Origin of the sequence: Paenibacillus sp. EC2-1, from assembly GCF_049311625.1 — a bacterium.
Lineage (GTDB): Bacteria > Bacillota > Bacilli > Paenibacillales > Paenibacillaceae > Paenibacillus_AQ.
In genome coordinates this window covers 4,023,444-4,039,420 of record NZ_CP186006.1, presented here as the reverse complement: position 1 = coordinate 4,039,420, position 15,977 = coordinate 4,023,444, and the positions used below count along the sequence as shown (strand labels likewise).

At 43.8% G+C, this 15,977-nt stretch carries 10 protein-coding genes; 3 read left to right on the top strand and 7 right to left on the bottom strand.

The window, feature by feature from the left end; all coding sequences use genetic code 11:
- Nucleotides 1-93: 93 nt before the first annotated feature.
- The 6 genes from ACK8P5_RS18840 to ACK8P5_RS18815 all read right to left on the bottom strand — a co-directional run bounded on the left by ACK8P5_RS18840 (nucleotide 94) and on the right by ACK8P5_RS18815 (nucleotide 9,121).
- Nucleotides 94-1,254 carry a glycoside hydrolase family 88 protein gene (locus ACK8P5_RS18840; protein ID WP_422657789.1) on the bottom strand — a complete coding sequence of 387 codons (1,161 nt, stop codon included), beginning with the start codon at nucleotides 1,252-1,254 and terminating at the stop codon, nucleotides 94-96.
- A gap of 22 nt (nucleotides 1,255-1,276) precedes the next feature.
- Nucleotides 1,277-2,767, bottom strand: coding sequence for a sulfatase-like hydrolase/transferase (locus ACK8P5_RS18835; RefSeq protein WP_422657788.1), 1,491 nt, complete (start codon nucleotides 2,765-2,767; stop codon nucleotides 1,277-1,279).
- Nucleotides 2,751-5,573: a heparinase II/III family protein gene (locus ACK8P5_RS18830; protein ID WP_422657787.1), complete on the bottom strand. Its 2,823-nt coding sequence runs from the start codon at nucleotides 5,571-5,573 to the stop codon at nucleotides 2,751-2,753. Before ACK8P5_RS18830 ends, ACK8P5_RS18835 begins: the two co-directional genes overlap by 17 nt.
- Nucleotides 5,574-5,593: 20 nt before the next feature.
- Nucleotides 5,594-6,529: a carbohydrate ABC transporter permease gene (locus tag ACK8P5_RS18825; protein WP_422657786.1), complete on the bottom strand. Its 936-nt coding sequence runs from the start codon at nucleotides 6,527-6,529 to the stop codon at nucleotides 5,594-5,596.
- Nucleotides 6,510-7,367 carry an ABC transporter permease gene (locus tag ACK8P5_RS18820; RefSeq protein WP_422661518.1) on the bottom strand — a complete coding sequence of 286 codons (858 nt, stop codon included), beginning with the start codon at nucleotides 7,365-7,367 and terminating at the stop codon, nucleotides 6,510-6,512. The genes ACK8P5_RS18825 and ACK8P5_RS18820 overlap by 20 nt, the downstream gene beginning before the upstream one ends.
- Before the next feature lie 143 nt (nucleotides 7,368-7,510).
- Nucleotides 7,511-9,121, bottom strand: a complete 1,611-nt coding sequence (locus ACK8P5_RS18815) for an extracellular solute-binding protein (RefSeq protein ID WP_422657785.1) — start codon at nucleotides 9,119-9,121, stop codon at nucleotides 7,511-7,513.
- Nucleotides 9,122-9,482: 361 nt separating this feature from the next.
- On the opposite strand from ACK8P5_RS18815, the gene ACK8P5_RS18810 reads away from it, so the two are divergent.
- Together ACK8P5_RS18810 and ACK8P5_RS18805 are read left to right on the top strand one after the other, a co-directional pair.
- The gene (locus ACK8P5_RS18810) at nucleotides 9,483-11,102 is read left to right on the top strand and encodes an extracellular solute-binding protein (RefSeq protein WP_422657784.1); all 1,620 of its coding nucleotides are present in this window, start codon (nucleotides 9,483-9,485) and stop codon (nucleotides 11,100-11,102) included.
- Nucleotides 11,103-11,135: 33 nt separating this feature from the next.
- Nucleotides 11,136-13,430, top strand: a complete 2,295-nt coding sequence (locus ACK8P5_RS18805) for a helix-turn-helix domain-containing protein (protein ID WP_422657783.1) — start codon at nucleotides 11,136-11,138, stop codon at nucleotides 13,428-13,430.
- A 149-nt stretch (nucleotides 13,431-13,579) separates the two neighbouring features.
- Here ACK8P5_RS18805 and ACK8P5_RS18800 read toward each other — a convergent pair whose 3' ends face one another.
- Nucleotides 13,580-14,851 (bottom strand): TolB family protein, encoded by a 1,272-nt coding sequence (locus tag ACK8P5_RS18800; RefSeq protein WP_422657782.1) that lies wholly within the window; start codon nucleotides 14,849-14,851, stop codon nucleotides 13,580-13,582.
- Nucleotides 14,852-14,978: 127 nt separating this feature from the next.
- Here ACK8P5_RS18800 and ACK8P5_RS18795 point away from each other — a divergent pair, with 127 nt between their 5' ends.
- A complete protein-coding gene (locus ACK8P5_RS18795; protein ID WP_422657781.1) occupies nucleotides 14,979-15,830 on the top strand; it encodes an AraC family transcriptional regulator in 852 nt (283 codons plus the stop codon).
- Nucleotides 15,831-15,977 lie beyond the last annotated feature (147 nt).

Sequence of the window (15,977 nt, the reverse complement as noted above, 5' to 3'; positions counted from 1 at the left end):
AACCCTTGATTATCAAGGGATTTTCTTCTATTTATGATACACATCAATTGATTTTGGAGGACGCATCTGGGAGAAATAGTGATAATTTTCTTGTTACCATACATTCAAGTCGTTACCTTTTAATTTGAAAATTGCCTCCATAAAATAATAGTCGCCATAGATGATCGATGAATGTTTATCATTATTATGATAAGCGGAAGATCCATTAATCAGTATGCAATCGGAGCTTTTCGTCCAGTCGCAGCGGAATTCATCAAGCGTTCTTAGCATCTTTAGTGCGGCGTTCAGATAAACTTCCTTTTCGTAGGGGCCGACGACTTTAGCGATTTCAATAAGTCCACAAGCTGCGATCGCTGCGGCCGTGGAATCTTCATAGGCTGGTTCCTTAGGTTGTCGGAAATCGATCGGAATGATGCCATTGTCAGGGATGTTGGCCATAAAATAATGCGCGATGCGTTTGGCTGTATGCAAATATTCTATTTTCCCCGTATGCAAATAGCTTATCATAAAGCCATACAAAGCCCATGTCTGTCCTCGAGTCCAAGAAGACCCATCTTCGTACCCCTGCCCTCCATAGGTCTTGACTATGCCACCATGATACGGATCGAACTCCACGATATGATGAACAGAACCATCGGGCCTGATGAAAGCCTCAAGAGCAGTATCTGCATGCTTCATAGCAATCTGCATGAATCTAGGATCTCCACTTTCTTCAGTCGCCCAATACAAGAGCGGAAGATTCATTAAGCAATCCACGATTGCCCATCCTCGAGTATCTGTATCTTCGTTATCATTCCATGCACGAATGAAGCCGCCTGCTAAGTTGAAACGTCCGGTAAGCAGATTGGCAGCATGCATAGCTCTTTTGCGGGACTCTGGATTACCAGTACACTTATAATTGGCGACGCTGGTCGGAAGCCACATGAATCCGACATCATGATGAAGACCGTAATATTGTCGAAAGCACTCGTCTAGCGCTTCCTCGGAGAAGTTGGCAATTTCTTTATAAGTATTTGTTCCGGTCTCGTGAAACATAAGCCACATCATACCGCCCCAGAATCCGTTCGTCCACCAGCTGATTCCATCCGTCATTGTGTCTCTCGGGTTGTCGACGATGCGGTTGTCATGCGTCCCGTTGATTGTTGTGTATGGAATTTTATGTTTGGATTTTTCGCTGACCCAGCTCATCTTCTGCGTGAGTTTTCGGGTGACCTCTTCTAACCAGACTTGATCCTGCTCGTGTAAAGTTATCATAGGGTTCTCTCCTTTCGTTATTTCAAAATTGCACTTCAGATAAAGATATATGGAAAGGGGAATATTTGTTGATGAATGTGGTATATGCATCGCCGGGTATCGCCAGTAAATCGCCGGTATCCAACATATAATTCTTTAAATGTCCAAGAAGCGTGTGAATTATTTCCTGGTAACCTTTTTCAAAGGCGAGATTAATGAGTTCTTGAGGATCGGTCGCCGTGTTGTACAGCTCCAGGTATAATTCGTCCTTGAAAATATCCACGATGAGTTTATAGTTTCCTTCGATGACGCATCGCTGGAAGTTTCCTCTCGCACCGTTGCCATCGAATTGAATAAAGATACGCTGACGCTCCAAGCATTTACCCTGAACGATGGGCATCAAAGATAATCCAGCCACGCTTTCGGGAACAGGAATCCCCAACCCATCACATAATGTCGGCATGATATCGATTGCACTAACAAGGGTATTCGTTTCATTAATAGCGGGTTGGAAGCTGACCGGAAATTTGATGAACAAAGGCGTCCTCACGGACTCCTCGTACATACACATTTTTTGCCATAGGCGGTGGGAGCCAAGCATTTCGCCATGATCGCTTGTGAAGATGAGAATTGTATTGTCATATATCCCCTGTATCTTCAATTCCTCGATAATTCGTCCTACGCAGTCATCTAACAATCGAACAAGCCCAGCGTAGACCTTCCAAACTTGGTGCCATTCATCCCTAGAATAACGAGTTCCGATGGCTCCCGTTAAGTTATATAGCTGAAGAGGTGATTGATTCGCTGCCCATAAACCTACGTTCTCAGGAAGTGAGATGTCGGCCTGCGCGTACATGGAATACCACGGCTCTGGAATTTCGAGAGGAGGATGGGGGGCAAGGAACATGGAACTTAGAAACAGTGGTTTGTTCCGGTCCCGCTCACGTAAAGCTCGAAGCGAATCGTTCAGAATGAAACCGTCGAAGAAGGCGTCGAAACCTTCATCATAACAACCCGTTGTTGGGATAGAGTATCCTGCCACGCGAGTGGTGGTACCTCCAGCCATCTCCGGAACTATCCCTTGAAAGGGAGCACCACCGGGCTTGCGCTTTCCTTGTTCCTTAAGGTGCCGGTCATATCTTCCTTCGAGCGGCAACCAATTTGTGCGTGAATCCTCGGAAAGATCAAATCTCTCTTGTGTCAAAAGATGCTGCTTTCCCGTATGCCAACTATCCCAGTCGTCTTCTAAAAGTTGATAGAGATTAGGAATTCCTTCTCTTACGAATCCGTAAGCAGCATCTTGCTTCTCCCAAGGATTGATGAGACAACCAGTCTCGTTCGGATACTGTCCGGTGAAGAAGGATCCACGGGCTGGAACACAAAGAGGAGAAGCGCAGTAGGCTCGATTGAACCGGAAGCTTTCCTGTGACAGGCTATAAATATTTGGAGCAAAATCTGGAGTGATTATGTCAGCACGTAATTGATCTGCCATAATGATCACTACATGCGGTTTCTTATCATTGTTCGTGAGCATAGTCGCATACTCTCCTATTAATTACATAGATGTAGTCATCGTAAGCGGTGAAGTTTGGTGTTGTTTTCCCGTTTATTCGTAGGAAGGTCACGCCTTGAGCGTAGACTGCGATAGCAGATTCTATCTCTGTCTGCTTGGCAATTGTTAGATGTGATCCGCAAATTTCCATGATCGAGTTATTCCACGCTACGGCGATGTCATGAATACTTTGATTGGAAGAGATGATTGGAATCGAATTATACATAAGCGCACGACCTGTCTGGATCAAAGCCGTTCGAATCTCGCCATTTCCGTCGGTCTCGATATAAGCTAATTTCCCTTCATAAGCGAACATATCAAAAAAGCGTTGCTCCTGTGGGTCTTCTTCGTGAGATAAATAGTAATATCCTGTATGGAAATTCTCGGAGATATTGTCTATTCGAATCGCACTGGCAATTGTAGTGGGCACAGTCGGCCTAACTTCAAGACGCTCAACTTTAATACTCGGCGGTGTGCTCCCTAACGTGGGATAGAGTATGGTATCAAAGGTGACGTCCCCTTGGACATCCTCCTTCGTATAGGCTACATATTTAGAGTTGGTCACTGTATAGAAGGCATTGGAATAATAACCTTGTTTCATCGTCGCTTCAGACAATCGTTGCGGGTCGACAGGGATAACGTGAATATCTCCTAAATGGTCAAGAAAGTTCGTCTGCGCTTTCTTCGAGACAGAATCCAGGTTAACATTTGCGGTAGGGAGAAAATGCCAGTGCTGACGATACAGATGTTTGCCTTCAGGCGCGCAGATATAATCCGATACGATAGTAAAGGAAGTCTTTAAGAAGAGAACATTACGGGAATAGGCGAATCCCGGCACATTATAAATAACGCCTTCTATAAAATTGAACCTATTATTATCTGTCCAATGCCGGAATGCACCTTCAGTTAGGTCCTGTGATTGCTGATTGATCTCAACCGTGTTATGCGCTTCCGTAGAAAACCGCAGCCAGTTTGAAATGGGTTCGTCGCTATACGAATAGGTGCCTGGATCAACGAGCAGCTGTCTGCCGTATGCATAATAAATAATGCTATTGTCATCCGAATGCCTATGGGAGCGCTCCTGCTTCACGTTCATGAATAAATATCGAGCATCAGTTCCCCATCCGCTCCGCATCGTGGCTGTTTTGCTAACCGGATAGATAGAAGAGGTATGCGTAGGCGGAGATCCTGCTTCTCCTCCCGTCCCTAAATACAGTAGAACATCATCCTCATAGAGTTCACCCAGTTTTTTAACTGTCGATCGGCTGTTCAGGCTGCTTCCATCACCGAAGAGGGGGAGATAACCGTCCGGAAATGCGAGATTGGCGATATAGTATCCCATTCTCCTCAGATAGATGTCAAAGGTCTCGCTGAAGTTTTGGCTATTCATATGACCTATCGACTTAATGGCCATATAGGCTTCAGCGGCGCCGATTGAATAGCTGGAGCTTGATTCGGAATAAGAACCGTCACTGAAATTCAATTTGACGATCAAGGTGTCAATCCGGCTATTAGCCAATTCAATCCAGTGATAGGACTCAGTAAACTCAGGGAAATAAACGGCGACGCTGTATAACCCCTGTGTTTCGTAGATGCCGTGGTTATTTCGGGGATCATAACCAGCTTCGGTTGATAAGGCCGCGGCTTTCTTCCACAATGCTTTTAATATCATCGTGTGATCCTCAGCATTCATGGAGGGGCTCCCTTTTAACTGATGGTATGCTTTCACCCAGTTGGCTGCCCGGTGCGAAGCATGGAAACATTTGGGGAATGTACCGGATCCCATGTTGATTGCCCCCGGTGTAACATAGTGCTCGGCATCTTGAATAAAGTCGACCATATAATCGATATATTTGCCTGCGTAAGCTTCATTGTTCGTGGCAGCGTATTCAGCGATAAGCGGATTCAGCCACGTGAAATTCCCAATTTGTAATGGATATTGATTGTCGGATACTGTGGCCGGAGGTCCGATCCAATCTGTGCCTTCGGGTATCCCTTGCCAGGAGAAGGTTTTTCCGTTATGGGTATCGAAAGTAAACGTATGTTCATCCCATGCGTTATCACCGGTTTGGAATACCATGATGCCAACCGATTCCTCCGAATCGGTATAGCCCGTTAATTGTAGTATCGCTGACGTCACGTCTCCTGGGATCGTAGATAAATCGAATTTCAGATAAGATTTACTTGTATGTTTGTCATAAGGGGAGCCGGACTCGAGTACCTCAAGCAGCGGTTCCTGGCTATGATCGTCGCTGTCGTAACCCCGAATGTACGTATCCATAATTGGAATGAGAGCTAAAGTCTGCTGCCCTTCATGACCGTTATACTCTAAGGTGAGAATAGGGGGGGATCCATCATGCTGCATGCTGTATATGTAAGCCGGATCCGTTCCTTTATGACGTCCCATCAGCATGAAACTGATCACCTTATCGGAGCTCGCTGCTACCCTGATAGGGGCGAGCACATCCAGTGAAAAGGTGTTTGGCGTTTGGGTAACATGGAATGTGTCCAAATATATTTCTTTCAGGACCGGGATGATCTGATCCGCGAGCAGTGGGGCGAGCTTTGTGTACGCTGAGTTAGATTCATAAGACGGTGCAACTCTTGTCTGACGCTGCCTGAAGTATTGAAGCAGTTCGATTTCGGCATTCTTATAATCTCCCTGCTTGACGCAGGATTCAACGAGACTCATCTCTGGGAAATTGGTGTAATTTAGTTTGCCCATCAAGGTCCATTGACTGGATTTCTTATCCCAGACACCGAAGAAATCGGCTTGAGGCATAGGCATTTTCTTCACTCCTCTTTCGTTTATTCTTTGATCGCTCCGACCATAACACCTTTTGCAAAGTATTTCTGTAGAAATGGATAGACGAGCAGAATTGGTACGGTAGCGATAACAATCGTCGCATATTTAATACTTTCACCGATGGAGAATTTGTCATCGGCTCCTCCGGCTGTACTAGTCATCGAATCCACGCTGTTCTGAATGAGAATTTCCCGTAAAATGAGTTGAAGCGGGTAAAGTTCCCGATCACGTAAATAAATCATGGCTGAGAACCAAGAATTCCAATGCGCTACACCATAATACAAGATCATTACTGCGATGACCGGCATGGATAAGGGAAGAACGATTCTGAACAATATCGTAAACTCTCCAGCGCCATCAATTCTGCCGGACTCAATTAAACTATCGGGAATAGCAGCAAAGGAAGTACGCATCACAATAAGGTTAAAGGTAGATATAGCTGTTGGCAGGACAAGCGCCCACAACGTGTTGCCGAGGTTCAATCCGTTATAAACGAGCAGATAAACCGGAATCATACCACCGGAAAAAAACATCGTGAATACAATCGCGATTGTTAACGGCCGAATTAGCATCGTCCCTTTGCGTGACAAACCATAAGCGCCAAGGGATGTGAAGAACAAGTTAATCATGGTGCCGCCAATCACAATGAGCAGCGTATTTCCATATCCGGATAGGATATTCGGATTCGCAAACACCATTTTATAGGCATCCAATTGCAAACCGAGAGGTTGGAATAGCAAGCCTGTATGACTAACCAACTGATTGGAATCACTAAACGAAGCAAAAATAACATAGATAAAAGGATATGCTGTGATGATGATGAGTAAGCACATGAGGATGACGTTAACCATATCGAACAGCAAGGAGCCTAATGACTTTTTATGCACAAAGTTTCCTCCTGCCTTTATTTTCTGAACACTACCATAAACTTGTTTCATTGAGTTTGCGGCTGATATAGTTCGCGCTTATAAGAAGGGCAAAGTTGATTAGAGACTGGAATAGTCCGACAGCGGTTGTAAAACTGTATTCAAAGCTGCCGCCCAGACCTTTGCGATAAACAAATGAGTTGATGACATCAGCTGTTTCATAGGTGTTCGGGTTGTAGAGTAAGATGACTTTTTCGAATCCGACATCCATCATATGTCCCACTTGCATAATAAACAGAATGACGATAACAGGCATAATGCCTGGCAAGGTGATATTCCATAGCTTTCTTAGTCTGCCTGCACCATCAACGGTAGCTGCTTCGTATTGTTCGGGATTGATCCCGGAAAGTGCAGCAAGATAGATGATGGAACCCCAGCCAATTTGTTGCCAAATTCCGGAGCTTATGAAGATAGTCCGGAAGTTCTCAGCATGTGCAAGTAGCGCTGTTCTTTCGCCGCCGAACCAGACGATGATATCCGTGATAAAGCCATCGCGTGCCAAAAATTGAGTAATCATGCCACCAACAACGACCAATGAAATAAAATGTGGCATATATGAGATCGTTTGAACGAGCTTTTTGAACCAATTTTTCGAAATTTCGTTCAACAAAAGTGCAAGAATAATGGGTGCTGGGAATGCGAACATCAGCTGATATAGACTGATAAGGACTGTGTTTCGTAGCACTCTCCAGAAATAGAAGCTTTCAAAAAAATCTTTGAAGTGTTGAAAACCTACCCAAGGGCTGTCCCAAATACCCGAGGCGACATTAAATTGTTTGAAGGCAATAACAGCCCCATACATTGGCCCATAATGGAAAATCGCATAATAGATAATGACAGGAATTAACATGATATAAATTGATTTATTGCGGACAAGATCTCGTAGTAATCTGTGGCCGAAGTTCAGGCCAGGGGCTTCCCCGGCATGTTGAACATCGGCCGCAGCTGTCCGGTTGGACGGCAACTGCGGCATGTTTCTCACCTCTCTCGCTGTTATCTCTTATTGAAGCGTTCCACGGCAGCTTGCTGCAATTGGATGGCTTCTTCAATTTTCATTTTCTTCATCTGCTCTACATATTTATCAAAGTTGTCGAGTGATTCTTGGCCTTGAACGAATCGAATATACATTTCGTCTGCATAGGTGTTGACTTCAGCCATTATTTTGGCGAGTTGCTCAGATTCTTCCGGCGTTGCACTAACAAGCGGCATTTTCGTACCTACTGTATTGTCCTCGTACTTACCCCATACTTTTATTGACTCTTGTTGCTGCGGAAGCTGATAATACTGTTCTAGATAGCGATCGTCGTTGACGAAACCAGGTGACGGATAGTTTGATCTTAAATATTTGCCCATGGCTTGAGCGATCGAGAGATTATCCGGATTTTTTAAAATTAGGTCTGTATATTTCGGATAGCCATTCTCGTTCGTATATGTTAGTCCTTCAACTCCAAAGTTCTTCAGAATATTTCCCTCTTCTGTAAAATAGTAGTCTAGCCATTTGATCGCAGATACCGGATCAGGGTTCTTCGTTGTGATGGCAACACTTCCTGTCATGCGATAACGGTCAGCCATATTAACAAACTTAGGTTTATCTCCTTTCCTTAGGACCGGATATTGCACAGCTGTCAGATCATACTTTGGATCTTTATCTTTGTTGGCATTCATATAAACGCCTATGCTGCTGCCGGCAAACCCATATACGGCGCCGGATTTTCCTGAGGCCATCTTGGCATCGAGCGTCTTTTTGTCATTAGCGCCAATATCAGGATCGAGTAAGCCCTCTTTGTACCATTCCCGCATTAAACTGAGATAATCTTTAAAGCCAGGCTCCATTGGACCGAACTTTACTTGCCCATTGTCGAGGTAGAATTCCCGATTGACACCGAAAGCACCAACGATAATGTCGTATTCTTTTCGGTTGAGAAGCATTGTAAATGGTGCGGTGGCTCCTTGCTTCTCTTTGAATGCTCGCAACATCGTCGTCCATTCATCGATGGTTTCTGGTGTTTGAAGCCCCGTTTCTTCTAACCAATCTTTACGAACAAGGGGACCACTAAAGGTGTTGACAGTACCAGTACCAATGGATGGAACGACATATAATACACCATTATCTGTCTTTACTTGTTTTGAAATCTCTGGGTTTTCATCCAGATATTTTTTGATGTTAGGGGCATGTTTGTCGATCAAATCATTAAGTTCGATAATCACCTTATCTTTAATCGCTTTTTCTGGCCCACCAGGATATACAAGCCATCCGTACTCCATCATGTCCGGCAAATCCCTTGAGGCGATAAGCAAATTAAATTGTTCGTCCTCGCTACCGACTGGAGGGTGAGAGAAGTTGATTTTAATGCCGGTTCTTTTTTCTAATTCTTTGTAAAATTCAACTTCACCAAGCTGAGTAACAGAGGATGAAGCATTCGCATCCAAGGTTGACCAATAGGAGAAGCTGCTCGCAGGTTTGTCGACATTGCCATTAGCAGTAGGTGTCTGTGTTTCCTTAGAGCAGCCAGCCATAAGACTGCCAATCAAAGTAAAAGCGAGTATTGCACGTGCTGTTTTTCTGTGTCTGGATGAAACCATTTTTAATGTACGGGTTATCATGACTTTTTTCCTCCCTATAATTCTTGAGTTCGTGTCGGTTACCTGTTTCATCATATAAGTCCTGTAATGATTGTAAAATCATCCATATGATATCAACATCATCCAAACGCAACATCTGCCATAACCAGAATCCGATATCGATATTCCATTTGCTACTTATCGGAAATGATGGATTGACAAGTCCACTTCTTCTCCTCTAAAGTAAAGACATTTAAAATGTGGAAACTTTTAGATTGAGAAGAAAAAAATGAGTTAAATGATGTGACCTATGAAAGAGGATCTAAGAATTCATTTGCGATTTCGATATGATGCTTCCAGATACAGACTGATTGCGCGAGAATGAGGAAAGGAAGAAGAACTGATGATAAATATGAAATCGTTTACAATAAAATTTTTAGCAAGTCTGCTTCTAACATGTGTATCGATTGTAGGCTTGTCTACAGGATGTACGAAGCAAGATTCCTCTAGAGAAAGCGCACCTTCCTCAGTCAATCGTTCTGACCGAATAGGCTATACCTATTGGTCGCCACTTAATCCCAATGCTGCGTCCGTTGTTCAACATTTAGGAGATGTGGAGATGTATAAAGTAATAGAGGAGCGAACGGGTATCCATATTGAATTCTCCCACCCACCTCAGGGGGATGAAAAAGAACAGTTCAACCTGTTAATCGCTTCAAGGGACTTACCTGACATGATTGAATATGATTGGTTATCATATCCAGGAGGACCAGAGAAGGCCATTCATGACGGGGTCATCATTAAATTGAATGATCTGATTGATCAACATGCGCCTAACTTGAAAAAATACTTGAGTAATAATCCGCAAATCGCTAAGGAATTCAGTACGGATAGCGGAACAATGTATGTAATCCCATCTATTGGAATCGGCAAAGTGAATACGTTTAGTGGTCCCCTAATTCGTAAAGATTGGCTTGATGAACTGGGACTTGCCGTTCCGGAAACTCTGGAGGATTGGACGGAAATGCTCCGAGCATTCAAGGAGAAGAAAGGTGCCACGGCGCCATACACGACCTATATTGACAAAGTGGATCCCAACAAGCTTAATGATTTCATTGTAGGAGCCTTTGGCGTCGGAAGAGATTTTTACCTGGACAACGGAGAAGTGAAATACGGTCCTATGGAGTCTGGCTTCAAAGAATATTTAATTTTCTTGCGCAGCTGGTACAGAGAGGGGTTAATCGATCCAGATTTTGGAGCCATTGATAGGAAAACGATTGACGCCAGAATGCTTTCGGGTAAATCCGGTGCGGTCTTTGGGTTTGCTGGTAGCAGTATCGGTGTCTATATGGGCATCGGCTCGAAGAAGAATGAAGATTATAATATAATAGCCGCGCAGTACCCAGTCTTAAAGAGAGGGGAGGAACCTCGGTTTATCAATCGTGCGAACAAGTATCGGGCTACCGGAAGCACAGCGATTACTACCGCCAACAAAAATCCGCAAGAGGCCGTAGAATGGCTCGATTATTTATTTAGCAATGAGGGTCATATGCTAAAAAATTTTGGCGTTGAAGGTTTAACCTACACGAATGAAAATGGGTATCCAAAATATACTGACCTGATTATGAAAAACCCGGATAAGCTGGCCGTCTCCTTAGCCATGACTAAGTATTTACGCGCCAACTATCCGTCTCCTGGGTTCGTGAATGATGCGCGTTATTTGGAACAATTTTACGAGCTTGAGCAACAAAAGGAGGCTATTCAAGTATGGGGTGAATTCGAGAAAAATGCGGAGCGTGTTATTCTACCACTTGTAAGCGCAACCAAAGAGGAGTCGGAGCACCTCGCAAAGATTATGGCTGAAGTACGGACATACGGTGACGAAATGTACACGAAGTTCATTTTGGGAGAAGAGCCGATTGAAAATTTTAACCAATTTGTCAATCAGTTAAAGAAGATGAATATCGAGAAAGCAATCCAATTACAGCAGGCTGCGGTAGAGCGCTATAACAAGAGGTCTTAAGTCAGAGAACGATAAGGAGCGAGGGGGATCACAGTGAAGAGAAAATTTGAATTAAAACGGTGGAGCATTTTGTGGTCATGGTTCCTCTCCCATTCCCTTATCCTACTTATTCCCATCATGATAGGGCTGTTCGTATACTTGCAAGTTCGCCAATTGGTAGAGACGGAGATTAACCGTGCCAATGCGGCCCTTCTCCAGCAGGTCAAGCAGGTATTGGATGGGCAAATCGAAAGTGTCAACCGAATGAGCGTCCAGACAGCGTTTCTTCCCCAAGTCAGGGGACTACTTTATGCGAACCAGCCTTTAGCCGAGGAGGACCGGTATTCCATCACTTTAGCGCTCAAGGAATTTAAAGGGTTAACGATGGCGCATGAAATGGTCACCGACTCCTACGTTTATTATAAGAGAGGTAACTTTGTTTTATCGCAGAGCGCTTTGTATGATCCAGATGATTATTTTCAAACGCATCATGAAACGAATGAAAACGTAAAAGAAGATTGGTATTCGTTGCTTGACCGCAAGTATATGGGAGATTTGATCGTATACCCTTACACGACTGATAACGGTATGACCAAACAAGCCATTCTTTATATGCGTTCTCTTCCCGTCGAAGACCGTGGAGAGTCGTTAGCAACGAGTGTCATCGTGTTGGAACTAGAGCGGTTTCAGGCACCGATTCAAAAGGTCAATTGGATCAATCAAGGATCAGTCCTTATATTGGACGAGAATAATGAAGTGCTTGTATCTACTAAAAATATGCGCCTTCCTCCCTCTATTTCATATGAACGGTTAAACGGTGGGGGTGGTATCGTCTATGAAACGGTGGATGGAGAAAAGATGGCTGTTTCTTATATTTCCTCGGAAAGCGCCAATTTAAAGTATATATCCGTACTGCCTGTTAAAGTGTTCATGGAAAAATCATCCTATATTCGCAATTTGATGATTGCAGCGTTACTGATTGTCCTGTTATTAGGTGCTGCTGCCGCTTATTATTTGGCCAGACGTAGTTATCATCCGGTTCATAATTTGGTACGTTCACTGTCTAGCCAGGCTCAGTTTTCACTCGCTGAAATCAAGAATGAATATTCCATTATTTTTCATGCGCTAGATCAGCAAAATAAAGTATTGCGGAACTATTTTTTCGAGCGGCTGATGAAGGGGAGGTTGGAGACGAACTTTCCGCTAAGTGAAGCATTGGATACCCACGGCATCTCATTTGTTGGCGAACGATACCTTGTAATTCTGCTATATATTGAGGATTATACGGAACTGTTTAAACATCAGAATGGGGATGTTGAGCGTCAGCGAAAGTTTGTTCATATGATCGTTGGAAATATCGTAGAGGAGATGTGTAGGCAGCGCCATCACGCTTACATTGCGGAGTTGGATGATATGTTGGCATGCTTGGTCAATGTACAGGACAGTTCAGATGAAGAGGTTCAGGGAGAACTTTATCGGATAATCGGAGAAGCCAGGCAATTGATTCAGATCAAGTTTAATATCCATTTTACGACTTCGATAAGCCGTGTTCATACGTCAATTGGCGGTATTCCTTCTGCTTATCAAGAAGCACTAAAAGCGATGGAGTATAAGATGTTGCTGGGCAGTACCGAAATTATTCAGTATGAACAGTTGCAAAGCAACGAACCTGAATATTGGTTTACATGGGAGAAAGAGCAGCGATTAATTATGTCAATTAAAGCGGGTGAGACGGATTTGGCTCTTCTCATCCTCGAAGAGGTATTTGAAGAGATGCATTCCCATGGACTTCTTCCGATAGAGATGGTCAGATGTTTTCTCTTCGATATGGGCGGAACGGTTATGAAAGCTCTTTATGAAGCGGATTATAGCCGTGCTTCCATAACTGTGCATCAGAAAGTACTCTGGAGATTGCTGGAATGTGAGCGTGTTGCCGAAATCCAGCAAGGACTGTTCGATATTATCAAGCAAATCACCAAGGAGTTCGGACAGAAAAAAAGCCGGCCTTCCGGCTTGGTGGAGGAGTTGAGGGCTTATATCCAGGCGAATTATCAGGATTCTAATCTCGGAGTAGCAACGATTGCCGAGCATTTCGGAATGAATCCGGTCTATTTGACTCGCGTGTATAAAGAACATACGAAAGACACCTTGCTGGACGCAATCAATAAGATAAGAATGGATGCTGCAAGAACGCTTCTCTCACAGAACGAGCTGGCGGTTAAAGAAATCGCGGAGAAAGTTGGTTTTTACAGCAGCAATACATTTATTCGAACATTCAAGAAATTAGAAGGCATAACGCCCGGTATGTACCGAGATATGTTAAAAGGAATTGCGAAGACCGAACATTGATATTAAGAATCGGACCATACGCACAAGGACGCTGATGTTCGCAAATATCTATTCGATGTATTACGTGTTAGAGGGTAAGAACTGAATACTTAGTTATGGAAAGACCGGATTCGCCAGAACCAATAGTTCTAATGAATCCGGTCTCTATATCATGATATTAAACTAGACAAATCAGCAATGAAAACGCGACGCGTGTCACCTACATAGCCATTGAAGACAAGATGCTTCGCGTCTGGTGTCCATGCGGGATGGGGATCGACGCGTAGCGTGCCTGAGACTTTCGTACCCGGATTCCTAATATTGATGCGAACGAATGTCACCTCGTTCTTCAACTGTAAATCAATGAGCCGAAGTGGAACCGTTCCGTCACCGAATGCTACTGCCTCGTGTGCATAGGCATCCGTTACGATATGTCTTCCGTTCGGGTGAACAGTCGGGTGACCGGAGCCGGGAATGGTATCGATCATTTTGCCAATGTTGCTTCCATCCTCATTGACTTGAACAAAATACATCCGATTGTCGCCATCAAGGCACAAATTCATGGAGAGACGCCTACCATCGGGAAACCAATGGATATGGTGTCCGCCTTTATCCCACTGCTCAGGGCCTACTGCAACACGAATATCGCTGCCATCAGCTTTCATCGTGACAACCCAATACTTTAATCCACTCTCAATCATGTTCCAAGGCTGTTCCTTATTTGATTGGAACCATCTTAATGTAAATAAAATGCGGTCGCCCTGTGGGTTGAATTTACAATGAAAGCCATAGCATTCGCCATTTTCGTACAACCTTTTATTAATTGGTGGTTCGGCAAGGTCGAATATATCCTTGATTGATGCGAGCAGCTTACGCTCACCAGTTTCCACATTCAACGCATAGAGGCCATCGTCTTCTCGAAAACCATAGTTTCGTGGAACGTACTCATCTGGAACAACAATACCGTATCCGGACTGCGTTCGGCGCATTTTTGTAACACAGGCTGAAATAATCGTCTTACCATCAGGAGAGATGCGATAGATGCTGCCTGGCAGGCTCCGTTTTTCGCCAGTGTGGGGGTTTAGGCAAATACAAAGGGGCTCCCAGCTGGCAGTATCCACATCATTATAGTAGATCGAATCATCATCAGCGCCCCAATTGATGTTAGCACCCAGTTGCGGCTCCCATCCGTAGGTTTCCGCGATAACCCTCTCTTCTGATGTATGCAGATCGACGAGTACAATGTTGGCTGCTTCTCCTGGTTCAGGAAGTCGATGCTCCTGCGGCAGTTGCAGTAAGGCAACGTAATGTCCAGACGGACTGACTGGCGACGTATCGAAAAAACGATGAAAACAGCGTTTCGTTTGGGGGGTTATACACCATACCGGGACCAGTGGGTTATAGTCATTGTAGCGGGGGAAATGATCACTAATATGCAACATAACTCTCTCCTTTGTGGCATAATCAAATGGGAGGATCTTCTTTTATTTTATCTGACAGAAGGACCTCTTTGTTTATCTATTGAAGGGTGAATTTTATCTATATCATGTTTATTAGTGGAGGTAATTCATGGATAAATTCGGGATAAACCTATTATGGGCCTCCAGATACGATTATGAAATGGCCAGCAGGCTGCAACCACACTTGCACGATTATTATCAAATCATCTATTTTTTAAGTGGCGCGGGAGTATTTACTTGTGATGGTGCAGAATATCCGATCGAATCAGGTACACTATTCTTCATACAACCCAAGCGAATGCATGGATTTGTACCTCGTGTACATGAAGCAAATAAGAACAAGACGCTTGATTTAAAATTTCGAATACACGATAATCAGCTGATTGATGAGGTCAAGAAGTTGCCGACACGTCACAAAGATACGACAACGGAATTGAAATCATTGCTCGAACGTATACGAAAGGAAGGGGAGAGGAAAGCATTATTTTACGGTGAAACGGCTTGCTTGTGTTTAGTGCAATTGCTGTACATGTTGTGCCGAAATACGAGTGAGGGTGATTCGGGTAAACCCGAATACAACTCAAGTGAAGTTGGTCAGAAGGCATCTGAGCCTACGGAAGCTGCCAAACGAGTGGAGCATTACTTGGGGGAACACTACAACGAGTCCCTTACTTTGCAATTGGTGGCGGAGAGAACCTGTTACAGCAAGAACTATGTTAGTCAAATGATAAAGCACAATTTCGGTTGCTCGTTTACTCATTATTTGCAAAATTTAAGAGTAGAACAATCAAAAGTGTTAATCTTGTATTCCAGTCTATCGCTTAAGCAAATCGCAGAAAACGTTGGATTCAAAACGATCCAACATTTCAATAGAGTGTTTAAGCAAGTTGAGGGCATAAGCCCGGGACAATGGAAACATCGGGAGATGAACGGTATATGCAAGGATATCGTATTTGATTGATACAACCGTGATTTGAATATTCTGAAGTTTCAATATCAAGAAAAGGTATAAAAAAGCAATCAAACACTATTTTTTATCAATAATTGATAATTATAATGAAGTTATTGAGTTCTATTGTTAGACAATTGATGCAATAAGAACTGAGAA

Coding starts and splice junctions, on each gene's coding strand:
- ACK8P5_RS18795 (WP_422657781.1), top strand. CDS start 14,979: ATGGATAAATTCGGGATAAACCTATTATGGGCCTCCAGATACGATTAT.
- ACK8P5_RS18800 (WP_422657782.1), bottom strand. CDS start 14,851: ATGTTGCATATTAGTGATCATTTCCCCCGCTACAATGACTATAACCCA.
- ACK8P5_RS18820 (WP_422661518.1), bottom strand. CDS start 7,367: ATGTTAATTCCTGTCATTATCTATTATGCGATTTTCCATTATGGGCCA.
- ACK8P5_RS18810 (WP_422657784.1), top strand. CDS start 9,483: ATGATAAATATGAAATCGTTTACAATAAAATTTTTAGCAAGTCTGCTT.
- ACK8P5_RS18815 (WP_422657785.1), bottom strand. CDS start 9,121: ATGATAACCCGTACATTAAAAATGGTTTCATCCAGACACAGAAAAACA.
- ACK8P5_RS18840 (WP_422657789.1), bottom strand. CDS start 1,254: ATGATAACTTTACACGAGCAGGATCAAGTCTGGTTAGAAGAGGTCACC.
- ACK8P5_RS18825 (WP_422657786.1), bottom strand. CDS start 6,529: ATGAAACAAGTTTATGGTAGTGTTCAGAAAATAAAGGCAGGAGGAAAC.
- ACK8P5_RS18830 (WP_422657787.1), bottom strand. CDS start 5,573: ATGCCTATGCCTCAAGCCGATTTCTTCGGTGTCTGGGATAAGAAATCC.
- ACK8P5_RS18835 (WP_422657788.1), bottom strand. CDS start 2,767: ATGCTCACGAACAATGATAAGAAACCGCATGTAGTGATCATTATGGCA.